The sequence below is a fragment of the Spirillospora sp. CA-142024 genome, from assembly GCF_050942325.1.
Lineage (GTDB): Bacteria > Actinomycetota > Actinomycetes > Streptosporangiales > Streptosporangiaceae > Spirillospora.
This window is the reverse complement of record NZ_CP192077.1, coordinates 3,118,916-3,140,808: the sequence shown is the minus strand read 5'-3', so window position 1 is coordinate 3,140,808 and position 21,893 is coordinate 3,118,916. Positions and strand designations below refer to the sequence as shown.

18 protein-coding genes are annotated in these 21,893 nt (G+C 73.2%); 11 read left to right on the top strand and 7 right to left on the bottom strand.

All coding sequences use genetic code 11. The annotated features are described in order from the left end of the window. Positions 1 to 11: 11 nt before the first annotated feature. The gene (locus ACQPZP_RS15255; RefSeq protein ID WP_433478270.1) at positions 12 to 776 is read right to left on the bottom strand and encodes a GntR family transcriptional regulator; all 765 of its coding nucleotides are present in this window, start codon (positions 774 to 776) and stop codon (positions 12 to 14) included. Between the two features lie 178 nt (positions 777 to 954). Here ACQPZP_RS15255 and ACQPZP_RS15250 point away from each other — a divergent pair, with 178 nt between their 5' ends. From ACQPZP_RS15250 to lipB, 6 genes are all read left to right on the top strand, one after another. Beyond that, entirely contained in the window at positions 955 to 2,487 is a 1,533-nt protein-coding gene (locus tag ACQPZP_RS15250; RefSeq protein WP_433478269.1) for a leucyl aminopeptidase, read from the top strand. A gap of 157 nt (positions 2,488 to 2,644) precedes the next feature. Beyond that, on the top strand, positions 2,645 to 4,036 hold the full coding sequence (gene lpdA / locus ACQPZP_RS15245; RefSeq protein ID WP_433478268.1) for a dihydrolipoyl dehydrogenase: 1,392 nt from the start codon (positions 2,645 to 2,647) through the stop codon (positions 4,034 to 4,036). 35 nt (positions 4,037 to 4,071) lie between these two features. Continuing rightward, positions 4,072 to 5,577 carry a 2-oxoglutarate dehydrogenase, E2 component, dihydrolipoamide succinyltransferase gene (gene sucB, locus ACQPZP_RS15240; RefSeq protein ID WP_433478267.1) on the top strand — a complete coding sequence of 502 codons (1,506 nt, stop codon included), beginning with the start codon at positions 4,072 to 4,074 and terminating at the stop codon, positions 5,575 to 5,577. Positions 5,578 to 5,694: 117 nt separating this feature from the next. Then, entirely contained in the window at positions 5,695 to 6,582 is an 888-nt protein-coding gene (locus ACQPZP_RS15235) for a TIGR01777 family oxidoreductase (protein ID WP_433478266.1), read from the top strand. 85 nt (positions 6,583 to 6,667) lie between these two features. Continuing rightward, complete coding sequence (locus ACQPZP_RS15230) at positions 6,668 to 7,405, top strand: Type 1 glutamine amidotransferase-like domain-containing protein (RefSeq protein ID WP_433478265.1); 738 nt, start codon at positions 6,668 to 6,670, stop codon at positions 7,403 to 7,405. Positions 7,406 to 7,442: 37 nt separating this feature from the next. Beyond that, positions 7,443 to 8,135, top strand: a complete 693-nt coding sequence (lipB, locus tag ACQPZP_RS15225; protein ID WP_433478264.1) for a lipoyl(octanoyl) transferase LipB — start codon at positions 7,443 to 7,445, stop codon at positions 8,133 to 8,135. 52 nt (positions 8,136 to 8,187) lie between these two features. On the opposite strand, the gene ACQPZP_RS15220 is transcribed toward lipB, so the two are convergent. Beyond that, positions 8,188 to 8,688 carry a DUF1877 family protein gene (locus tag ACQPZP_RS15220; protein WP_433478263.1) on the bottom strand — a complete coding sequence of 167 codons (501 nt, stop codon included), beginning with the start codon at positions 8,686 to 8,688 and terminating at the stop codon, positions 8,188 to 8,190. Positions 8,689 to 8,894: 206 nt separating this feature from the next. Between ACQPZP_RS15220 and lipA the strand changes: the two genes are divergently transcribed. Continuing rightward, on the top strand, positions 8,895 to 9,821 hold the full coding sequence (lipA, locus tag ACQPZP_RS15215) for a lipoyl synthase (protein WP_433478262.1): 927 nt from the start codon (positions 8,895 to 8,897) through the stop codon (positions 9,819 to 9,821). Positions 9,822 to 9,884: 63 nt separating this feature from the next. After that, positions 9,885 to 10,580, top strand: a complete 696-nt coding sequence (locus tag ACQPZP_RS15210) for a DUF4191 domain-containing protein (RefSeq protein ID WP_433478261.1) — start codon at positions 9,885 to 9,887, stop codon at positions 10,578 to 10,580. A gap of 60 nt (positions 10,581 to 10,640) precedes the next feature. On the opposite strand, the gene ACQPZP_RS15205 is transcribed toward ACQPZP_RS15210, so the two are convergent. Further along, the gene (locus ACQPZP_RS15205; protein ID WP_433478260.1) at positions 10,641 to 11,129 is read right to left on the bottom strand and encodes an RDD family protein; all 489 of its coding nucleotides are present in this window, start codon (positions 11,127 to 11,129) and stop codon (positions 10,641 to 10,643) included. A 155-nt stretch (positions 11,130 to 11,284) separates the two neighbouring features. On the opposite strand from ACQPZP_RS15205, the gene glnA reads away from it, so the two are divergent. Further along, on the top strand, positions 11,285 to 12,709 hold the full coding sequence (glnA, locus tag ACQPZP_RS15200) for a type I glutamate--ammonia ligase (RefSeq protein ID WP_433478259.1): 1,425 nt from the start codon (positions 11,285 to 11,287) through the stop codon (positions 12,707 to 12,709). Positions 12,710 to 12,807: 98 nt separating this feature from the next. Here the strand turns inward: glnA and ACQPZP_RS15195 are convergent, their stop codons facing one another. After that, positions 12,808 to 15,381 carry an ABC transporter permease gene (locus ACQPZP_RS15195; RefSeq protein WP_433478258.1) on the bottom strand — a complete coding sequence of 858 codons (2,574 nt, stop codon included), beginning with the start codon at positions 15,379 to 15,381 and terminating at the stop codon, positions 12,808 to 12,810. Between the two features lie 4 nt (positions 15,382 to 15,385). Continuing rightward, positions 15,386 to 16,159, bottom strand: coding sequence for an ABC transporter ATP-binding protein (locus ACQPZP_RS15190; RefSeq protein ID WP_433478257.1), 774 nt, complete (start codon positions 16,157 to 16,159; stop codon positions 15,386 to 15,388). Positions 16,160 to 16,295: 136 nt separating this feature from the next. Between ACQPZP_RS15190 and ACQPZP_RS15185 the strand changes: the two genes are divergently transcribed. Further along, positions 16,296 to 16,940, top strand: coding sequence for a response regulator transcription factor (locus tag ACQPZP_RS15185; RefSeq protein WP_433478256.1), 645 nt, complete (start codon positions 16,296 to 16,298; stop codon positions 16,938 to 16,940). Here the strand turns inward: ACQPZP_RS15185 and ACQPZP_RS15180 are convergent. Then, a complete protein-coding gene (locus tag ACQPZP_RS15180) occupies positions 16,925 to 18,712 on the bottom strand; it encodes a sensor histidine kinase (RefSeq protein WP_433478255.1) in 1,788 nt (595 codons plus the stop codon). The genes ACQPZP_RS15185 and ACQPZP_RS15180 overlap by 16 nt on opposite strands. An 82-nt stretch (positions 18,713 to 18,794) precedes the next feature. Between ACQPZP_RS15180 and ACQPZP_RS15175 the strand changes: the two genes are divergently transcribed. Beyond that, on the top strand, positions 18,795 to 20,930 hold the full coding sequence (locus tag ACQPZP_RS15175; protein ID WP_433478254.1) for a DEAD/DEAH box helicase: 2,136 nt from the start codon (positions 18,795 to 18,797) through the stop codon (positions 20,928 to 20,930). 15 nt (positions 20,931 to 20,945) lie between these two features. Here the strand turns inward: ACQPZP_RS15175 and ACQPZP_RS15170 are convergent, their stop codons facing one another. Next, positions 20,946 to 21,773 carry an alpha/beta fold hydrolase gene (locus ACQPZP_RS15170; RefSeq protein WP_433478253.1) on the bottom strand — a complete coding sequence of 276 codons (828 nt, stop codon included), beginning with the start codon at positions 21,771 to 21,773 and terminating at the stop codon, positions 20,946 to 20,948. Between the last annotated feature and the right edge of the window lie 120 nt (positions 21,774 to 21,893).

The following is a 21,893-nucleotide window of genomic DNA, read 5'->3' as shown; positions in this document are numbered from 1 at the left end:
GGGTTCTCCTGTCAGGGGTGGAAGCGGCGCAGCGTGCCGCTCATCGCGATGCGGTCACCGCGGAACCGGACGAACTCCAGGTCGACCGGGCGCCCGTCGGCGAGATGGGTGAGGCGCTCCAGCATCAGCAGGGCGGTGCCGCGCGGGGCGTCGAGGGTGGCGGCCGAGTGCGCGTCGGCGTTGACCGCTTCGAGGGTGACCTCGGCCGTCCCGAGCGGCTGCCCGGCGATCCGTTCGAGCAGGACGAAGATGTCGTTGCGCGCGAGGTCCTCGGCGAGCAGCGGCTCCCCGAGGTCGCGGGCGACGTAGGTGAGGTCGAGGGAGAGCGGCAGGCCGTTCAGCCGCCGGATCCGCTCGATGTAGACCACGGGCTCGCCCGGGGGCCGCCGCAGCCGGGACGAGACCTCGCGGGACGGGCTGATCAGCCCGGTCGTGCGGACCTCGTTCTCGACCTCGCCGTGTTCGCGCATCGTCTCCGCCAGTCCGAGCAGGCGCTCCAGCCCGTGCGGGTACTTCTCGGCGACGGCGAGCGTCCCGACGCCCGGGCACCGTTCGATCAGGCCCTCGGCGCGCAGCAGGTCGAGCGCCTCCCGGACGGCGTTGCGGGACGCGCCGAACTCCCGGACGAGGTCGGCCTCGGAGGGCAGCGCGCCGCTGCGGAAGTCCCCGTACAGCACCTGCCGGCGCAGTACGTCCGCGATCTGCCGGGCGCGGTCGGCGCGCAGCCGCCGTGCCTCCGCGAGCGTGGCCGGTGCGGCACCGTCTCTGCTGGTCACGGGGGTAAACTACTAAATCAATCGGAATAGGTGAATAGCGGTCCGGATGCGCCACCCGCGACATCCGGCGCACCCTCCTCCACCTGCGCCGCGGCATCGGCACGGCGGCGTTCCGCCACCTCCGCGGGCCGGCCGGCGCGTCCGGCACCCCCGGCCAGGCGGGTCCCCGGGCCGGGCAATGCTTGATCCAAAAGGACGAAACCGGTCACCGGGAGGACTAACATCGGGCTACGTGACGAGCATCAGCCTTGACAGCGCAGACCTGGCCGGCCTGGACACCGACGCGATCGTGATCGGGGTCGTCCCGGGAGATGCGGGTGCCGCCCCGGCCGCCGGAGCCGACGCGATCGACCGCGCGATGAACGGCGGGCTCGCCGGCGCGCTGGCGGCGCTCGGCGCAACCGGCAAGGCCGGCGAGGTCACCAGGCTGCCGTCGCTCGGCACCGTCACCGCCAAGGTCATCGTGGCCGCCGGGCTGGGCGACGACCCGTCCGCCGAGGACGCCCGCCGCGCCGCCGGCGCCGCCGTCCGCGCCCTCGCCGGCACCCCCCGGGTCGCCGTCGCGCTGCCCGCCGACGGCGCCGAGGGCGTGGAGGCCGTCGCGCTGGGCGCGCTGCTCGGCGCCTACTCCTTCGACGCCTACCGCACCGGAGACGGCCACAAGAGCCCGGTCGAGGAGATCCGCCTGATCGCGCCCGCGTCCGAGGAGGCGGCCGTCGAACGGGCCCGGACCCTCGCCGCCTCCGTCAAGCTCGTCCGCGACCTGGTCAACACCCCGCCGTCCCACCTGTCCCCCGAAGACCTCGCCGGGGAGGCCGAGCGCGTCGCCGCCGACGCGGGCCTCGCCATCGAGGTGCTGGACGAGAAGGCCCTCGTGGAGGGCGGCTACGGCGGCATCGCCGGGGTCGGGCAGGGCTCGGTCAACCCGCCGCGGCTCGTCCGCCTCGCCTACACCCACCCCGAGGCGTCCAGGACCCTCGTGCTGGTCGGCAAGGGCATCACCTTCGACTCCGGCGGCCTGTCCCTCAAGCCGACCGACGCGATGGACTGGATGAAGTCCGACATGGGCGGCGCGGCCGCCGTGCTCGGCGCGCTCGCCGCCATCGCCGAGCTCGGCCCCAAGGTCGACGTCGTCGGCTACCTCGCCATCGCCGAGAACATGCCGAGCGGCACCGCGCAGCGCCCGTCCGACGTGCTGCGCATCTACGGCGGCAAGACCGTCGAGGTCCTCAACACCGACGCCGAGGGCCGGCTCGTCATGGCCGACGCCCTCGTCCGCGCGGGCGAGGACTCCCCCGACCTGATCGTGGACGTCGCCACCCTGACCGGCGCGCAGCTCGTCGCGCTCGGCACCCGGACGACCGGCGTCATGGCCAACGACGACGACGTCCGCGAGAAGGTGGTCGCGGCGGCCGACCGCGCCGGCGAGCCGTCCTGGGGCATGCCCCTCCCGGCGGAGCTGCGCAAGGGCCTCGACTCGGCGGTCGCCGACATCGCCAACATCAGCGGCGAGCGCTGGGGCGGCATGCTCGTCGCCGGGACGTTCCTGAAGGAGTTCGTCCCGGACGGCGTGAAGTGGGCGCACCTCGACATCGCGGGCCCGTCCTTCAACAAGGGGGAGCCGTACGGTTACACCCCGAAGGGCGGCACCGGCGCCGCTGCCCGTACGCTGGTCCAGATCGCCGAGGACGTCGCCGCGGGCATTCTGTAGAGCCGCAGGAATTCTGTGGTGGCCCCGCCCGCTGTGACCGGGTGGGGAGCAGAATAGGTTTTCTCGTGGCGGTCGGGGGCCCGGGCACCGGTGCGCCCCGTCCCGCCCAGGACGCCGCGGCCCACGCGGCGCCACAACCGGGGAAAGGGAGCGTCCAGTGGCCAACAACGGCCCCTTCGACATCGTCGTCCTGGGTGCCGGCAGCGGCGGATACGCGTGCGCGCTGCGCGCCGCCGAGCTCGGCAGGTCGGTCGCGCTCATCGAGCGCGACGAGTCCCTCGGCGGGACGTGCCTCAACCGCGGCTGCATTCCCACCAAGGCGCTGCTGCACGCGGCCGAGGTGGCGGACCAGTCCCGCGAGGCGGCCAAGTTCGGCGTGAGGACCACCTTCGAGGGCATCGACGTCGCGGGCGTGAACGCCTACAAGGACAAGGTCGTCTCGACGACCGTCAAGGGCCTCACCGGGCTGATCAAGTCCCGTGGCATCGAGGTCGTGCACGGTACCGGCCGGCTCGCCGGCCCGACCACGGTCGAGGTCGACACCCCCGGCGGGCTGCGGACGATCGAGGCCGGGCACATCGTGCTCGGCACCGGATCGGTGCCGAAGTCGCTGCCCGGCCTGGAGATCGACGGCGAGCGCGTCATCTCCAGCGACCACGCCCTGCGGCTGGAGCACGTCCCCGGCTCGGTCGTCATCCTCGGCGGCGGCGTCATCGGCGTCGAGTTCGCCAGCGTGTGGCGCTCGTTCGGCGCCGAGGTCACGATCGTCGAGGCGCTGCCCCACCTGCTGCCGCTGGAGGAGGAGTCCAGCTCCAAGCGGCTGGAGCGGGCGTTCCGCAAGCGCGGCATCACGTTCGAGGTCGGCACCCGCTTCGAGAGCGCCAAGCCGACGCAGGGCGGCATCTCCGTCACGCTCGAAGGCGGCAAGACGATCGACGCGGAGCTGCTGCTGGTGGCGGTCGGGCGCGGCCCGGTCTCCGACGGCATCGGGCTGGCCGAGGCCGGCGTCGAGACCGAGCGCGGGTTCGTCAAGGTCGACGAGTACTGCCGGACGAACGTCCCCACGATCTCGGCGGTCGGCGACCTGGTCCCGACGCCGCAGCTGGCCCACGTCGGCTTCGCCGAGGGCATCCTCGTCGCCGAGCGGCTGAGCGGGCTCACCCCGCCGCCGATCGACTACGACGGCGTCCCTCGCATCACCTACTCCGACCCCGAGGTGGCCTCGGTCGGCATCACGTCCGCCGTGGCCCGCGAGCGCGGGTACGAGATCAAGGAGGTCACCTACGACCTCGCCGGCAACCCCAAGAGCAAGATCCTGGGGACGCAGGGCGAGGTCAAGGTGATCGCGGCCGCGGACGGTCCCGTCCTCGGCCTCCACATGGTCGGCGCACGCGTCGGCGAGCTCATCGCGGAGGGCCAGCTCATCTACAACTGGGAGGCCCTGCCCGGCGAGGTCGCCCAGCTGATCCATCCCCACCCGACCCAGTCCGAGGCGGTCGGCGAGGCACATCTCGCCCTCGCCGGCAAACCACTGCACGTGCACGGCTGAACGTCGCACAAGTAATACGAAGGAGTCGCTGAGACATGCCGGTCTCCGTCACCATGCCCCAGCTCGGCGAGAGCGTCACCGAGGGCACCGTCACCCGCTGGCTGAAGAAGGAGGGTGAGCGCGTCGAGACCGACGAGCCGCTCCTGGAGGTGTCCACCGACAAGGTCGACACCGAGATCCCCTCCCCCGCCTCGGGCATCCTGACCAGCATCACCGTCGCCGAGGACGAAACCGTCGAGGTCGGCGCCGAACTGGCCGTCATCGGCGACGAGGGCGAGGCGCCGTCCGGCGGCGGCGCCCCGGCCGCGGAGGACGCGCGCGAGGAGGCCCCCGCCGCCCCGCCGCAGGCCGGGCAGGCGCCCCCGCAGCAGGCACCGCAGCAGCAGGCGCCGCCGCCCGCGGCGTGGCCGCCGCCGGCGCAGCAGCAGCCCGCGGCCCCGCCGTCCCCGGCGCCCGCCCCGGCCCCGCAGCCGCCGGCCCCGCCCGCGCGGCCGCCCGCGCCGACCCCGGTGTCGCAGCAGCCGGCGCAGCCGCAGGCGGAGCCGGGCGAGGGGCCGTACGTCACGCCGCTGGTCCGCAAGCTGGCGGCCGAGCACAACGTGGACCTGGCCACGGTCAAGGGCACCGGCGTCGGCGGCCGCATCCGCAAGCAGGACGTCCTGGAGGCGGCCCGCACCGCCCAGCAGGCCGCCCAGCAGCAGGCCGCGCCCGCCGCCCCGCCCGCTCCGGCCGCCCCGGCGCCCGCTCCGGCCCAGGCCCCGGTGGGCCGGCACGCGGCCCCGGCGCCCGCCGGCGCCCCCGCCGAGCAGCTCGCGCTGCGCGGCCGGACCGAGAAGATGTCCCGCATGCGGCAGACGATCGCCCGCCGCATGGTCGAGTCGCTGCAGGTGTCCGCGCAGCTCACCACCGTGGTCGAGGTGGACATCACCAAGATCGCGCGGCTGCGGGACCAGGCCAAGGCCGACTTCCAGGCGCGCGAGGGCGTCAAGCTGTCGTTCATGCCGTTCTTCGCGCTGGCGACCGTCGAGGCCCTCAAGGCGCACCCGAAGCTGAACGCGGTCATCAACGGCGAGACCAACGAGGTCACCTACCACGAGGTGGAGAACCTCAGCATCGCCGTGGACGTGCCCGAGCGCGGCCTGATGGTCCCGGTCGTGCACAACGCGGGCCAGCTGAACCTCGGCGGCCTCGCGCAGCGGATCGCCGACATCGCCGAGCGCACCCGCACCAACAAGGTGAGCCCGGACGAGCTGGCCGGCGGCACGTTCACGCTGACCAACACCGGCAGCCGCGGCGCGCTGTTCGACACCCCGATCCTCAACCAGCCGCAGGTCGGCATGCTCGGCACGGGCGCCGTCGTGAAGCGCCCGGCCGTCATCGACGACCCGGAGCTGGGCGAGGTCATCGCGGTCCGGTCGATGGTCTACCTGGCGCTGACCTACGACCACCGGCTGATCGACGGCGCGGACGCCGCCCGCTTCCTCGCCACGGTCAAGCACCGCCTGGAGGAGGGCAACTTCGAGGCCGAGCTCGGCCTCTGAGCACGCCACCGGGACCCCGCCGCGCCGCAGGCCGGCGGGGTCCCGCGCGTCCGGGGAAACGCGGGACCCCGATGAGAATCTCAGCGTTCGGTGGCGTCGTCGTCCTAGGCTGGGAGCATGAGGGTCACCGTCACGGGCTCGTCGGGCCTCATCGGCTCGGCGCTGGTGCGATCGCTGCGGGATGACGGCCACGAGGTCGTCCGGCTGGTGCGGCGGGAGCCGTCCAGATCCGACGAGGCACGCTGGTCCCCCGCCGACGGCTGCGTCGACAAGGGGGCGCTGGAGGGCGCGGACGCCGTCGTGCACCTGGCCGGCGCCGGGGTCGGCGACCGGCCGTGGACGAAGGCGTACAAGCGGAGGATCTACGACAGCCGGGTGGTCGGCACCCGGACCCTCTCCGAGGCGATCGCGGCCGCCGATCCGCGTCCCGGCGTGCTGGTCTGCGGGTCGGCGATCGGCTACTACGGCGACACCGGCGACCGCGAGGTCGACGAGAAGTCCCCCGCCGGGCAGGGGTTCCTGGCGGGCCTCGTGCGCGACTGGGAGGCCGCCGCCACACCCGCGCGGGAGGCCGGGGTCCGGGTCGTCCATCCGCGGACGGGGGTCGTGCTGGCGCGTGAGGGCGGGATCCTCGGGCGCACCCTGCCGCTGTTCCGGCTCGGCCTCGGCGGCGACCTCGGGGACGGCCGGCAGTGGACGAGCTGGATCTCCATCGGCGACCTGGTCTCGGCACTGCGGTTCCTGATCGGCCACGAGATCGCCGGGCCCGTCAACATGACCGCGCCGAACCCGGTGACCAACGACGCCTACACGAAGGCGGTCGGCCGGGTCCTGCACCGGCCGACCCGGCTGGCCGTCCCGAAGTTCGCGCTGCGGGCCGCGCTGCTCGGCTTCGCCGACGAAGGGCCGCTGGTCAGCCAGCGGGTGCGTCCGCGCCGGCTGGAGGAGGCCGGGTTCCGGTTCGCGCACGAGGACGTCGAGTCGGCCATCGCCGCCGTCCTGTGAGTCCCAAGAATCGTCAAAGTCCTGCCCGATCCCGTTCGGTAGTCATACGGTGACATTGAGACAACATGGCCTACGAGGGGGATGAATGAGCACCGACGGACAGCCGCACATCCTCGCGATCGGCGGGGGCACGTTCGTGCCCGACGGCCGGGACGGCCTCGAACCGAGCCCCCTGCTGCGCTACGCGTTCGACCTGACCGGCCAGGACCGGCCGCGCGTCTGCGTCATCACGACGGCCATGGGCGACGCCCCCCAGTACATCGCCCGCTCCTACGCCGCGTTCTCCTCCATGGACGCCGAGGTCAGCCACCTGGCGCTGTTCCCGATGCCGAACATCGCCGACATGCGGGCACACCTGCTCACCCAGGACCTCGTCTACGTCGGCGGCGGAAGCGTCGCGAACCTGCTGGCCCTGTGGCGGCTGCACGGGCTCGACGAGATCCTGCGGGAGGCGTGGCAGGAGGGCGTCGTGCTGTCCGGGCAGAGCGCGGGCGCGCTGTGCTGGCACGCCGGCGGCAACACCGACTCCTTCGGGCCGCAGCTGCGCCCGCTGACGGACGGGCTGCGCTTCCTGCCGTTCTCGTGCGGGGTGCACTACGACAGCGAACCGCAGCGCCGCCCGCTGCTCCAGCAGCTCGTCGGCGAGGGGTCCCTGCCGGGCGGGTACGCGGCCGACGAGGGCGTGGCGCTGCACTATGTCGGCACCGAGTTCGTCCAGGCCGTCTCCTACCGGCGGGACGCGGGCGCCTACCGGATCGAGCCCGACGGGCCGGGGACGGCGAAAGAGTACCGGCTGGAGCCCCGGCTGCTCGCCGCCCTCTGAGGAGCGGTCCGGCCGTCCACGGCATAAGCTGGCTCGCGTGAGCGATGTGGACGTACGCGAGCTGGTGGTGGTGCACGCGGGGTTCGGCACGGCGGCCGTCCCCTACGAGGCGGGATGGGAGCTGCAGAAACGCACCCATGCGCTGCGGGTGGACGACCTCGTCCCCGACACCGTCCTGCTGATGGAGCACCAGCCCGTCTACACCGCGGGCAAGCGGACCGCGGCGCTCGACCGCCCGTTCGGCGACCCCGGCGCCCCGGTCGTGGACGTGGACCGCGGCGGCAAGATCACCTGGCATGGTCCGGGGCAGCTCACCGGCTACCCGATCATCCGGCTGCCCGACCCGGCGGACGTCGTCGGCTACGTGCGGCTGCTGGAGCAGATGATGATGGACGTCTGCGCCGAGCTCGGCCTGGAGACGGTCACCGTCGAGGGGCGCAGCGGGCTGTGGGTGCCCGGCGCCCCCGACCGCAAGATCGGCTCGATCGGGATCCGGGTGGCGCGGGGCGTCGCGATGCACGGCTTCATGCTCAACTGCGACAACGACATGGGCTGGTTCGACAAGATCGTCGCCTGCGGGATCCGGGACGTCGGGTCCACCAACCTGAGCCGGGAACTCGGCCGGGAGGTCACGGTCGCCGAGATCGTCCCGCTGGTCGAGCGGCACCTGGCCGCGGCGCTCGGCGCGGCGGAGACGCTCCACCGCACCACGGCGCAGCTCGGCGTCTGACCGGCGTCCTCCCGGAGCGGCCCCGGGAAGACGCTCGGGGCCGCCGGTCGGGTCAGGCCATGACCTTGTAGACGGCCTGGCCTTCGGTGGCGGCGACCCGGAAGAAGTCCGCCAGCCCCCTGTAGGCGGGCTTGAAGACCTTGTCGCGGGCGGCGCCGTCCAGCCGTCCAGCGTCCTGGACGCCGGCCTTGCCCATCGCCGCCGGGTCGAAGCGCCGGGCGACGTCGGCGAACGGCGTCGCGGCCAGGTGGTCGGCGGCCGGCTTCACCCGGTCCGGCGCCAGGTAGATCACGTCCATGCCCAGCTCGTCGGCGCCGTCCTCGGTGAGCAGCCGGCCGCCGCACACGACGTCGGCCTCGGGCTGGCGGCCCTCCCACGCGTCGCCGGTGACGAGGAAGTGCATCGCCTGCCACGCCCAGCCGAGCTCGAACAGTTCCCTCGCGCCGCGCCGGCGCCAGTTCGCGTCGCCGAAGACGTGGCGCGCGATCCGGCCGGGATCGGGCTCCCCCTCCAGCACCGGCGGCACCCTGAGGTACGACATTGCCAGACCCACGGTGGTCCTCCTGCTGACGCTGTTGCGTGACGACAGGGAGTCACCTTAGAGAGATCCTCTGTTGAAGATGGCCGAAACACGCGAATCGGCTGCACGAACGGAGTACCGTCATGCGTTCGAGATCGCTCCGATACGGCTTTGAGGCCCCCGCCACACGTCGGGCCGCGGTGTGCCGGCACCGGAGATCGGGACGTACGCTGGGACCCGTGACGACGGTGACACCTGAGGGACGGAAGCTCCTGCGCGTCGAGGCGCGCAACAGCGAGACCCCGATCGAGCGCAAGCCCGAGTGGATCAAGACACGGCTGAAGATGGGGCCGCAGTACCGCGAGCTCACCGGCCTGGTGAAGTCCGAGGGCCTGCACACGGTGTGCCAGGAGGCCGGCTGTCCCAACATCTACGAATGCTGGGAGGACCGCGAGGCCACGTTCCTCATCGGCGGCGACCAGTGCACCCGGCGGTGCGACTTCTGCCAGATCGACACCGGCAAGCCCGCCGAGTTCGACCGGGACGAGCCGCGCCGCGTCGCCGAGTCCGTCGCCACGATGGGCCTGAAGTACGCGACCGTCACCGGCGTCGCCCGCGACGACCTTGAGGACGGCGGGGCCTGGCTGTACGCCGAGACCGTCCGGCAGATCCACGCGGCGATTCCCGGCTGCGGCGTCGAACTGCTCATCCCGGACTTCAACGCCGTCCCCGGGCAGCTGGCCGAGGTCTTCTCGTCGCGGCCGGAGGTGCTGGCGCACAACGTGGAGACCGTGCCGCGGATCTTCAAGCGGATCCGGCCCGGGTTCCGGTACGAGCGGTCCCTGGAGGTCATCACCCGCGCCCGCGAGGACGGCCTGGTCACCAAGTCGAACCTGATCCTCGGCATGGGCGAGACCCGCGAGGAGATCTCGCAGGCGCTGCGCGACCTGCACGAGGCCGGCTGCGAGCTGGTCACGATCACCCAGTACCTGCGGCCGAGCCCCCGCCACCACCCGGTGGAGCGGTGGGTGAAGCCGGAGGAGTTCGTGGAGCTGTCGGCGGAGGCCGAGGAGATCGGCTTCGCGGGCGTCATGTCCGGCCCGCTGGTGCGTTCCAGCTACCGCGCCGGCCGCCTCTACAAGCAGGCGGTCTCCGCGCGAGCTTGATTGCTTCCGTGGCCGGGGCGTCGGGTGTCGGCTCCGGGCGCCGACCCGACTATCCTTGGATTCATGTCGAAAAAGCCCACGGACGGGGCCCAGGACAGTCCAGGGCGCCTCAAGCAGATCCGCATGGTCGCCCAGGTGCTGCGCAAGGCCGACCCGAAGGCCCTGCCGATCGTGGTCGCCGCCGCGCTCGGGACCCTGGTCGTCGTCATCCTCATCGGGCTGATCATCGGCCAGCTGTGGTTCTTCATCCCGCTGGGCGTCCTCGCCGGGCTCGCCGTCGGCATGATCGTCTTCGGGCAGCTGGCGCAGCGCGCGCAGTACAAGGTGATCGCCGGGCAGCCGGGCGCGGCCGCCGCGATCCTGAAGAACATGCGCGGCAACTGGACGGTCACCGAGGCGGTCAGCGGCAACCGCAACCTCGACATGGTGCACCGCGCGGTGGGACGCGCCGGCGTGGTGCTCGTGTCCGAGGGCCCGCGCAACCGCGTCGGCCCGCTGCTCGGCGCGGAGAAGAAGCGCATCTCCCGCGCCGCCCAGCAGGTGCCGATCTATGACGTCCAGGTCGGGGACGACGAGGGCCAGATCCCGGTCGACAAGCTGCAGCGCCACCTGATGAAGCTGCCCCGCAACCTCACCAAGGGGCAGGTCGCGGACCTCAACGACCGGCTCCAGGCTCTGCCCCGGTCGATGCAGATGCCGAAGGGCCCGATGCCGCGGGGCGCGAAGATGCCCAAGGGCCCGAAGCCCAAGATGCGCTGACGCCCGAAGGGGCCCGAAAGAAGAAGGCGCCCCCGCCGGGGGCGCCTTCTCGTGTTCTGGCTAGATGTTGACGACGACGGTGTTGCCGGCGCGGTCGTGCATTCCCCGGTAGTCGCGGTCCCAGATCAGCGCGGGAACGACCAGGAGCAGCAGGACGGTCCTGGCGAGCGCCCAGCCGAGCCCGACCGGGCGTCCGTCCAGCCGCGCGACGCGGATGCCGCACAGCCGCTTGCCGATCGTCGTGCCGAGGAGCGCGGTGAGCACCCAGGCCTGGAGGCCGAAGACGGCGAGCGTCGCCAGGCTGCGCTGCGCCGGCGCCCAGTCGAACGAGCGCGCCAGAAGGCTCGCGACCAGCATCGACAGGCCCCAGTCGACGAACAGCGCGATCAGCCGCCGGCCGTAGGGCGCGACGGCGCCGCTGCCGCTCTCCGGGAGGCCGATGCGCTTGCCCGGCTCGCCGAGGTCGGCCCCGGCCGAACGGGCGCCGCCGAGCCAGGTCTGCGTCCACCGCGGCCCGGCCGCCTCCTGCCGCCCCTTGCCACCGCTCATGGCCCCTACGCTATCCGGTCCCCCCGCAGGTCCCGACGCGGCTCCCCCGGGCAGGCCGGAAGTGACGCGTAACACAGCGGAAACATACGAGACATGGCCGGGAAACGGCGCGCCCGTAGCGTGCTGGGAGCCAAGAACCGCCCTGAGGAGGCTGGATGTTCAGCAGCGCCGAAGAGGTCCTGAGCTACATCAGGAACGAAGGTGTGCGTTTCGTCGACTGCCGGTTCGTGGACCTGCCGGGCAAGATGCAGCACTTCACGTTCCCCGTCGAGAGCTTCGGCGAGAGCGTCTTCACCGAGGGGCTGATGTTCGACGGCTCGTCGGTCCGCGGGTTCCAGGAGATCCACGAGTCGGACATGCTCCTGCTCCCCGACCCGAGCACCGCCGTCGTGGACCCGTTCCGGCAGCACAAGACCCTGAACCTGAACTTCTTCGTCCACGACCCGCTGACGGGCGAGCCCTACAGCCGCGACCCGCGCAACGTGGCCAAGAAGGCGCAGGACTACCTGCGCGGCACCGGCATCGCCGACACCTGCTACTTCGGCCCCGAGGCCGAGTTCTACATCTTCGACGACGTCCGCTTCGAGACGAAGCAGAACGCCGGCTACTACTACCTCGACTCGGTCGAGGGCGCGTGGAACACCGGCCGCGAGGAGGCCGGCGGCAACCTCGGCGCCAAGCCCCCCTACAAGGGCGGCTACTTCCCCGTCCCGCCGATGGACCACTACACCGACCTGCGCTCGGAGATGGTGGCGCAGCTGCTGTCCGCCGGCATCCACGTCGAGATGCAGCACCACGAGGTCGGCACCGCGGGCCAGGCGGAGATCGACTTCCGCTTCGACACCCTCCTGAAGACCGCCGACCAGCTGCTGCTCTACAAGTACATCGTCAAGAACGTCGCGCGCGCCGCCGGCAAGACCGTCACGTTCATGCCGAAGCCGATCTTCGGTGACAACGGCTCCGGCATGCACTGCCACCAGTCCCTCTGGAAGGACGGCGCGCCCCTCTTCTACGACGAGGTCGGCTACGCGGGCCTGTCCGACAACGCCCGCTACTACATCGGCGGCCTGCTCAAGCACGCCCCGTCCCTGCTGGCCTTCACGAACCCGACGGTGAACAGCTACCACCGCCTGGTCCCCGGCTTCGAGGCCCCGGTCAACCTGGTCTACTCCCAGCGCAACCGCTCGGCCTGCATCCGGGTGCCGATCACCGGCTCGAACCCGAAGGCCAAGCGGATCGAGTTCCGCGTCCCGGACCCGTCCTGCAACCCCTACCTGGCCTTCTCCGCCATGCTCATGGCCGGCCTGGACGGCATCAAGAACAAGATCGAGCCCGCGGAGCCGGTCGACAAGGACCTCTACGAGCTGCCGCCCGAGGAGGCCCGCGCGATCCCGCAGGTCCCCGGCTCGCTGCCCGAGGTCCTCGCGGCCCTGGAGGCCGACCACGACTACCTCCTCGAAGGCGGCGTCTTCACCCCGGACCTCATCGAGACCTGGATCTCGATGAAGAACGAGTTCGAGATCGACCCCATCCGCCTCCGCCCCCACCCCCACGAGTTCGAGCTGTACTACGACATCTGATCCGCGGAAGTCGAGGGGCCCGGCGGCGGTGCCGCCGGGCCTCCGCGTCTGCGCGGGTCCGGGATCGACGCGCCGCCCGCCGTTGCCGGACCGGTGGGTCACTCGCGGGCACCGCCGCGCAGGGCGTCGATCGGGCGGGCGCCGAGCACCAGGACCGACGCCGCCAGGCTCGCGGCCAGGCTCATGGCGGCGACGCCCGCGAGGAGCAGCGGGTACTGCGGGAGGGGCAGGCCGGTCAGCCGCATCGTGCCGGTGAGCGCGCCGTTCGCCCCGGCGAGCGCCACGCAGGCGATGGCGCTGCCGCCCAGGACGCCGATCACCGTGGTGATGACCGTCTCCCAGGTGATCATGCGGATCAGCTGGCGGCGGCCGGCGCCCACGGCGCGGAGGAGCGCGAACTCCCCGACCCGCGCGGCCGTCCCCATGACCAGGGTGTTGACGAGCGACACGGCACTGAACGAGACGAGGACGGCGAGCACCAGGTACGTCCCGAACGAGTTCTGCTGGATCGAGGTATGCGCGGCGTCGCCGTAACCCGCCCGGTCCACCACCCGCACGGCGGGCTGGTCGCGCCGCAGTGCGCGCAGTGCGCGGTCGAGCTCGCCGGTGGCGCCGGGGCGTGCCCGGATCAGGACGGCGTCGTCCATACCGGTGCCCATGTGAGCGGCCAGCGCCGTCTCGGAGAAGACGATGTCGGCGAAGCCGAGCGAGCGGTCGAAGATCCCGCCGACCCGCAGGTCCGCCGGCGTCCCGTCCGGCAGCCAGCCGCGGAAGCGCGACCCGGCATGCCAGCCGTGCTCACCCGCGTGGGTGCGGCTGACCAGCACCGTCCCCGGCGTCCTGAGGCTCTCCAGCGAGCCCTCGCGCAGGCCCAGGTCGAGGACCCGTCCCGCCGTGGCCGGATCCACGGCCTGCGCCGGAAGGGCATCGGGGGTGCCCAGGACGTACGAGACGACCTCGGTGCCGCGCACCGCGGAGACCGTCTCGGCGCCCGGCAGTCGCCGCGCCGCGTCCGCCGCCTCCGCCGGGAGCCCTCCGCCGGCGCGCGGCAGCAGGATCCGGTCGGCGACGACCCGGTCCCGTCCTTGGGCGGCGGTGGTGTCGTCCAGGACGGCCGTCACCAGCAGCGCGTACCCGGCCATGGCCACACTGATCAGGATGGCGGCTGCCGCCGCCGAGACCCGGCGGACCGCCGCGGCCGAGCCCGCGTGGGCGAGCCATCCCGTCGTCCTCGTGACCGCGCCGATCGCGGCCCCGATCGGCGGTTCGAGCAACCGGGTCGGCAGCGGCGCCAGCAGGGCCGCCGCACCCATCAGCAGCATGACGACCAGTGCCTGGAACGCGACGCCGACCTGGCCGCCCGCATGCCGGCTCAGCATGAGGATCGCGAGGCCGCCCGCCAGCATGGCGAGGGCGAGCAGGACGCGCGGGACGGTCACGAGCCGCCGGGGCCGCGCCGCCTCCTGCAGCGCCTCGGCGGGACGGAACCGGGAGGCCTGGCGGACCGCCGTGAACGCCGACAGCAGCGTGAGCACCAGCCCGGCCGCCCCCGCGACGAGCAGCGGCAGCGGGCCCGTCACCACCGCGAACTCGGGCGGCGCGAGCCCCCGGTCGACGAGCAGCCCGCGCAGCAGGCGGGCCAGCGGGATGCCCAGCAGGTATCCCGGCGGCGCGGCGAGCAGCGCCAGCACCACGGCCTCGGCGGCGATCATGCGCCTGATCTGCCCGGACGTGGCGCCGATGGCCCGCAGCAGCGCGATCTCCCGGCGGCGCTGCAGGACCGACAGGCCCAGCGTCCCGCCGATGACGAACACGGCGAGGAAACCGCCGATCCCCGCCATCGGGCCGAAGAGCAGCGTGGAGTACTCCAGCTTCTCCGCCGTCTCGGGTGCGCCCGCCCGTGCCCGCTCGCCGCCGGTGAGCACCTCCTGGCCGGTGCCGTGCACCACCGTGCGCAGCCTCCCGGCCAGTTCGGCGGCCGGGATCCCGGGCCGCGCGATCACGCCCGCGACGTCGGCGGTGCCACTCGCTCCGGACAGCCGCGCCGCGGTCGTCTCGGCGAAGAAGAGCGTGGCCTGGGACGGCAGCGCGGCCCGTCCGCCACGCGGCCGGACGATCCCGCTCACCGTGAACGGCCGGGTCCCCGCGGCGGTGACGACCCGGATGCGGCTCCCGGAGCGCACGGAGGCCCGGCGCGCCAGGTCGGCGTCGATCGCGACCTCGCTGCCGGTCACCGGGGCCCGTCCGGCGGAGAGGGTGAACGGCGTGAGCCGTGCGGCCTGCCAGCCATGTCCGAGCGACGGCCCGTCGCCGCCTCCGGGCAGCGGCTCGCCGTCCTCGCCCAGGGCCTGCGCGTGGAACGGCGTGTCCCCGACGACGGCGGCGACGCCCGGCACGGCGCGCAGCGTCGCCAGCCGCTCCGCCGTCAGCCGGGGCGGCGCCTTGAGGGGGACGACCTCCTCGTCCTCGCCCGAGCGGACGCGCAGGTTCGGATCGGCGCGCACCACGGCGGCCGTGGCGCCGAACCGGTCGACGGCCGGCGTCGCGCGCATCCCGGACTGGATCATCGTCACGCAGGCCGCGACGAGCGTGACCGCCACCAGCACGGCGGCCAGCGAGCCGAAGAAGCCGATCTTGCGGGTGCGGATCGTGCCCAGTGCCAGACGCAGCACGCCGTCACCCGCCGAGCCGGGCCAGCCGCGCGGCGACGCGGTCGGCGGTGGGACGGTCCATGCCCTCGACGATGGAGCCGTCGGCGAGGAAGAGCACCCGGTCGGCATAGGACGCCGCGACCGGATCGTGCGTGACCATGACCAGGGTCTGGCCGAGGGTGTCGACGACCTCCCGGAGCAGCGTGAGGATCTCCCGGCCGGTGGCCAGGTCCAGCGCCCCCGTCGGCTCGTCCCCGAAGACCACCGCGGGCCGCGTGAGGAGGGCGCGGGCGATCGCGACCCGCTGCTGCTGCCCGCCCGACATCTCGCTCGGCCGGTGACCGGCCCGCTCGGCCAGCCCGGCGCGCTCGATGAGCTCGGCGAGCCAGGCGCGGTCCGGCCGCCGCCCGGCCAGCCGCAGCGGAAGGATGATGTTCTCGGTGGCCGTCAGCGCCGGGATGAGGTTGAACGACTGGAAGACGAAGCCGATCCGGTCCCGGCGCAGCCTGGTGAGCCGGGACTCGCCCATCGCCGTCAGGTCGTCGCCGCCCAGCAGCACCCGCCCCGACGTCGGCCGGTCCAGCCCCGCGGCGCACTGGAGCAGCGTGCTCTTGCCGGACCCGGACGGGCCCATGATCGCGGTGAAGGACCCGGCGGGCAGGTCCGCCGAGACGCCGCGGAGCGCCTCCACGGCGCTCCTGCCGCGGCCGTAGCGCCGGGTGAGCCGGTCCAGCCGGATGGCGGGCGGCACTGGTGCCGTCGCCGCCTCCGGCGCGAAGGCGGGGTCGAAGATCTCCACCCCGGAAAGCCTGGCAAGGCCGCGCCCGCCCGCCCACCGGGCAGTCCCTTGATCTTTTCAGGGGTGGCCCTGAGCGCCCGGGTCATGGCCCGCACCGAGCCGCCCGGGACTCCGGGAGCCTAAGCTGTCGATCACCATGCGGGTGATACTTGCGGAGGACAGCGCGCTCTTCCGGCAGGGGCTGGCCCGGCTGCTCACCGACTCCGGGATCACGGTCTGCGCCGAGGTCGGCGATGCCGACGCGCTGCTGGCGGCGGTCGCGGCCGACCCGCCGGACGTGGTGATCGTGGACGTGCGGATGCCGCCCGGTTACGGCGTCGAGGGCCTGGACGCGGCGCGGCGCATCCGCGGCGGGCATCCCGCGGTCGGCGTGCTCGTCCTGTCCCACCACATCGAGGCGCATCACGCGATAGGGCTGCTGGGCGACGACGCCCGCGGCATCGGCTACCTGCTCAAGGACCGTCTCTCCGACGTCGCGGAACTGACCGACGCCCTCCGCCGCGTCCACGGCGGCGCCACCGTCATCGACCCCGACGTGGTCGTCAGGCTCGTCGGGAGACGGCGCAGGGACGCCCCCCTGGAGCGGCTCAGCGTGCGGGAGCGCGAGGTGCTGGCGCTCATGGCCGAGGGCCGCTCCAACCAGGCGATCTCCGGGCGGCTGCGGCTGAGCCCGAAGACCGTGGAGACGCACGTCCACAACATCTTCGAGCGGCTCGGTCTCGCCGTGGCCGAGGACGACCATCGCCGGGTGCTGGCGGTGCTCGCCTACCTGCGTTCCTGAGGCTCCCCGCGGCCGGGCTCCGCCGGGTCCGGACGGCCGAGCGGGATCTCGGCCGTCACCCGGGTGCCCCGTCCCGGTGGGCTGTCGACGAGAAGGCCGCCGTCCAGCGCCGCCACCCGGTCGGCCAGACCGCGCAGGCCGGTGCCCGACTCCGCCCGCGCGCCGCCCACGCCGTCGTCGCGGATCTCCAGCCGCAGCCGCGTGCCGTCCCCGGCCGCCGGCAGGGCCGCCGTGATCGACACGTGCGAGGCCCCGGCGTGCTTGGCCGCGTTGGCCAGGGCCTCGGCGGCGACGAAGTAGGCGGCCTGCTCGGCCGCCGCGGGGAGCCGTCCCTCGGGCGCCTCCACCGTGACGGGGACCGGCGACCGGTCGGCCAGCGAGGCCAGCGCCGCGCGGAGGCCCGCTTCGCGGAGGATCGCCGGGTGGATGCCGCCGGCCAGCTCGCGGAGTTCGGTCATGGCGTGGCGCAGGTCGGCCGCCGCCTCGTCCAGCAGCCCGGCCAGCCCTTCGTCGGAGTTGCGGGCGCGGGCGAGCCCCAGCGTGGTGGTCAGCCGGGCCAGCCGCTGCTGCGCGCCGTCGTGCAGGTTGCGCTCGATCCGGCGCCGTTCGGCGTCCCCCGCTGTCACGATCCGGGCCCGGGACTCCCGGACCTCGGCCAGCCGCGCGGCCAGCCTGGCGCGCATGCGCTCGTTCTCCAGCACGAGCCGGACGATCGCCGCCGCGGACCGGATCGGTTCCGGGTCGTCGTCGAGCGCGGCGTCGTAGGACAGGACCGCGGCGGGCTCGCCGTCGACCTCCAGCAGGGCGGCCGAACGTCCGTGCGCGGCGTCGGGCCACCGCGCGGGGCGGCCGGCCGCGTCGGCGTAGCCGCCGTTCTCGTCCGGGTGGCCGAGGCGCAGGGTCGGATCGCGCAGCACGGTCGCTAGCGTCGCCTCCAGCATCCCCGGGTCCGGTGGGAGGCTCGCCGCGATGCGCGCCACGGCCGCGTGGTCGAGCCGGGCGCGGAGGAGCCCGGCCAGCACCCCGAGCGGCCACAGCACCAGCGTGGAGAGCTGCAGGAAATGCAGGACCGTTTCCAGCGGGGACCGCGCCACTGAATCCCCGAGCCAGAGGTAGACGCCCTGCCGGCCCCAGGTGGCGAGCAGCATCAGCGCGCCGGCCAGCGCTACGGGGGCGAAGGTGTGCCGCCGGGGTGCGGGCATCCGGACCAGCCACCGCCGTACGAGCACCCCCGTCAGCACGAGCCCGAACACCCACAGGAACCCGGCCAGGCCACGCGTCAGCAGGCGGGACGGCCCGTCGCCGCCCGGAAGGGCCGGCAGGCAGACGCAGCTCCCGTCACCGAGCCTGCCGAAGCGCAGCCACACCGCCAGCGCGATCGCCAGGCCGAGATAGACGGCGGCGACCATGGCCCGCTCCGCCCGGCCGGCGGCCCGGCCGTCGGGGACCACCAGCACGAGATGGGCCAGGACGGCCAGCGCGGCCCAGCCGAGGACGTTCCCGGCCAGCATGGCCGGACGCGCCGGGTGGTAGTTCACGCCCGAAAGCAGGAGGGTCGTCCCGACCGCGGTCATCAGCGTGCCGGTGCGGCCGGCGGGCCGGATGGCACGGGTGACCAGCCCGCCGGCGACGAACGACCACCCGCCGCCGAGGCCGAGGGCGAGCATCGCGAGCGCGCTCCCGGACGACGCCAGGCCCGGCAGCCGGAACGCCCAGATCACGTCGGCCGCGGCCGCCAGGGCGGCGAGCGCGAGGACGAGGACCCGGTTCATGACGTCATCAAGATCACTGTACGTCCTGGAGGCCGTCGCGGAACTGGCATCATGTGCGCGGAACCGCCCGCGGAGGATCGGGATGACGCACGAGGCCAAGGACGTCCTGCGGGACGCACATTCCCTGCTGCGCGCCGCGCGGGAACTGCTGGTCGACCACCGGCAGGCCCTTTCCGACGTGCATGAGGCGCTGGCGCCGTTGCGGAGGGAGGCGGCCCGGGAGCAGCTCGGGTCGATTCCGATCGCGAGGCTGAAGGACGTCACGGACGGGCGGCTTCGGCTCGGGCCGCTGGAGGAGGCGGGGTTCACCAGCGTCGGCGACGTGCTGGACGCGACCCCGTACCGGCTTCAGCTGCTTCCCGGGATCGGGCCCCAGACGGCGCGGCAGCTCCACGCGGCGGCGGGCAGCCTGGCGGAGGCGGCCGAGCGTTCGGCGGGCGTGCGGATCGACGTCGACCGGCGGGACGAGGCGATGACCCCCGTGGTCGTCGCGCTGCACCGGCTGGTGAACGCCGGGCCGGAGCTGCCGAGGGCGCACGCGGCCGCCGACTCGGTGGACGGAAGGCTCGGGCCGCTGGTGCGCGACGCGCGGCCGGCCGGGGCGTGGTGGCGGAGGGTCTTCGCGCGGCCGTCGCGGCGGGAGCGGGCACGGGAGGCGATCGGCGAGCTGGCGGAGGCCCTCGGTCAGGAGGAGGGGCGGAGCACCCGGCTGCTGCTCTCGCAGGCGTCGGTGGACCTGCTGCGGCCGCACGTCTCACCGGACGAGGCGTGGATCGATTTCGAGCTTCGCGCGTCCGACTACCAGACGCTGCTGGCCGAGCTCGCGGCGCTGGGACCGGAGCGGGAGGCCGCCGAGGGTTTCCTGCCCGGTGATCTCGCGGCCAGGGTCAAGGCCCAGCCTCTCGACGACGGGTTCCGGCGGGTCTCCCTGCGCGGGTACCAGTCGTTCGGGGCGCGGTTCGCGCTCGTCCAGCGGCGGGTGATCCTGGGCGACGAGATGGGACTCGGGAAGACGATCCAGGCGATCGCGGCGATCGCCCATCTGCGGGCCCGGGGCGAGACCCGCTTCCTGGTGGCCTGCCCGGCGAGCGTGCTGATCAACTGGGTGCGGGAGATCGAGACGCGCAGCACGATCTCCGCACACCCGCTGCACGGGCCGGGACGCGGGAAGGCGCTGGAGAAGTGGGCCGCGGAAGGCGGGATCGCCGTGACGACGCTCGCCACGCTGCACACACTGGACGTCCCGGGTGATGTGAAGCTCGGCATGTTCGTGGTGGACGAGGCCCACTACGCCAAGAACCACGAGACCCGCCGTTCCCGGGCGGTCGCGCACTGGTGCCGGAGGACGAACCACGTCCTGTTCCTCACGGGAACGCCGATGGAGAACCGCGTCGAGGAGTTCCGCAGCCTCGTCGCGCATCTGCGGCCCGAGGTGGCGGAGAAGGTCCGTCCCAGCGACGCGGCGATGGGCGCGCAGGCGTTCCGATCCGCGGTGGCGCCGGTGTATCTGCGGCGGAACCAGCGGGACGTGCTCGTCGAGCTCCCAGAGGTCGTACATGTGGACGAGCTGGAGGAGTTCAGCCGGGCGGACAAGGCGGCCTACCGGGACGCCGTGGCGGAGGGCAACTTCATGGCGATGCGCCGCGCCGCGTACGCCGTCCCCAAGAAGTCGGCCAAGCTCGACCGGTTGAGGGAACTGGTGGTCGAGGCCGCCGAGAACGACCTGAAGGTCGTGATCTTCTCCTACTTCCGCGACGTGCTCGCCACCGTGCAGGACGCGATCGGGGTGGCGGCGCGCGGGCCCATCTCCGGGGACGTGCCGCCGGCGCGGCGGCAGGAGATCGTGGACGCCTTCACCGCCGCGCCCGGCCACGCCGTCCTGCTCGCGCAGATCCAGGCCGGCGGGGTCGGGCTCAACCTGCAGGCGGCGTCGGTGGTGATCATCTGCGAGCCGCAGGTCAAGCCGACCATGGAGACGCAGGCCGTCGCCCGCGCGCACCGGATGGGGCAGGTGCGCACCGTGCAGGTGCACCGGCTCCTCACACCCGGCGGCGTCGACGCGCGGATGCTGGAGATCCTCCAGGCCAAGACCAGGCTGTTCGACGAGTACGCGCGGCGCAGCGATCTCGCGGAGCGGACGCCGGACGCGGTCGACATCTCCGAGCAGGCCCTGGCGCGCCGGATCGTCGCGGAGGAGCAGGAACGGCTCGGGACCTAGCGGGCAGCCGGCGTGTCAGGCCCGCAGGAAGTCCAGCAGGTCCCGGTTGAAGCGGTCCTTGTCGCCCGGGACCATCGCGATGCCGTGCGAGCCGCCCTCGTACACCTTCAGCATGGCGTCGGGGATGATCTCGGCGGCCTTGCGGGCGGTGGCGTCGATCGGGACGATCTGGTCGTCGTCGCCGTGCACGATGAGCGTCGGGATGTCGAACCTGCTCAGGTCCTCGGTGAAGTCGGTCCCGGCGAAGGCCGTCACGCAGTCCACCCCGGCCTTGATGCTCTCCTGCATCGCCATGAACCAGAACGCGTCCCGGTTGCCCTGGGTGGCCTTGGTGCCCGGCCGGGCGGCGCTGAAGAAGGCCTCCGAGGTGTCCTTCCAGAACTGCGACCGTTCGTTCAGGATGCCCTTCTTGATGTCCTCGAACACCTGGGCGGGCACCCCTTCGGGGTTGGCGTCGCTCTGGAGCATCATCGGCGTGATCGCCGACAGCAGCACCGCCTTGGACAGCCGCCCGGTGCCGTGCCGGCCGACGTAGCGGGCCAGTTCCCCGCCGCCCATCGAGTGCCCGACCAGGACCACGTCCCAGACGCCGAGCGCGTCGATCAGATCGTTGAGGTCGTCGGCGAAGGTGTCGAAGTCGTACCCCTCCCAGGGCTGGGACGAGCGGCCGTGTCCGCGGCGGTCGTGCGCGATGGCGCGGTGGCCGGCGTCGGCGACCGCCTTCATCTGGTCGTCCCACGCGTCGCCGTTCAACGGCCATCCGTGGATGAAGATGACGGGCTGCCCCCGGCCCCAGTCCTTGTAGTGGATCTCGGTGCCGTCGCGTGTCTTGATGTGACCCATCGTTCCCCCGAAGCGATGATGACGTGGCTTCCGGCGGCTCCGGCCCGCGGCCGCCTCATCAAGCCGGATACCCCGTCCGCCCTCGTGAAACGCCTTCGACCGGCCGGGAAGAACGCGGCG

Excerpts from the sequence above, each read along its gene's own strand:
- ACQPZP_RS15250 (WP_433478269.1), top strand. The coding sequence starts at position 955 with ATGCTTGATCCAAAAGGACGAAACCGGTCACCGGGAGGACTAACATCG.
- sucB (WP_433478267.1), top strand. The coding sequence starts at position 4,072 with ATGCCGGTCTCCGTCACCATGCCCCAGCTCGGCGAGAGCGTCACCGAG.
- ACQPZP_RS15235 (WP_433478266.1), top strand. The coding sequence starts at position 5,695 with ATGAGGGTCACCGTCACGGGCTCGTCGGGCCTCATCGGCTCGGCGCTG.
- ACQPZP_RS15230 (WP_433478265.1), top strand. The coding sequence starts at position 6,668 with ATGAGCACCGACGGACAGCCGCACATCCTCGCGATCGGCGGGGGCACG.
- ACQPZP_RS15210 (WP_433478261.1), top strand. The coding sequence starts at position 9,885 with ATGTCGAAAAAGCCCACGGACGGGGCCCAGGACAGTCCAGGGCGCCTC.
- ACQPZP_RS15205 (WP_433478260.1), bottom strand. The coding sequence starts at position 11,129 with ATGAGCGGTGGCAAGGGGCGGCAGGAGGCGGCCGGGCCGCGGTGGACG.
- glnA (WP_433478259.1), top strand. The coding sequence starts at position 11,285 with ATGTTCAGCAGCGCCGAAGAGGTCCTGAGCTACATCAGGAACGAAGGT.
- ACQPZP_RS15185 (WP_433478256.1), top strand. The coding sequence starts at position 16,296 with ATGCGGGTGATACTTGCGGAGGACAGCGCGCTCTTCCGGCAGGGGCTG.
- ACQPZP_RS15180 (WP_433478255.1), bottom strand. The coding sequence starts at position 18,712 with ATGAACCGGGTCCTCGTCCTCGCGCTCGCCGCCCTGGCGGCCGCGGCC.
- ACQPZP_RS15175 (WP_433478254.1), top strand. The coding sequence starts at position 18,795 with ATGACGCACGAGGCCAAGGACGTCCTGCGGGACGCACATTCCCTGCTG.
- ACQPZP_RS15170 (WP_433478253.1), bottom strand. The coding sequence starts at position 21,773 with ATGGGTCACATCAAGACACGCGACGGCACCGAGATCCACTACAAGGAC.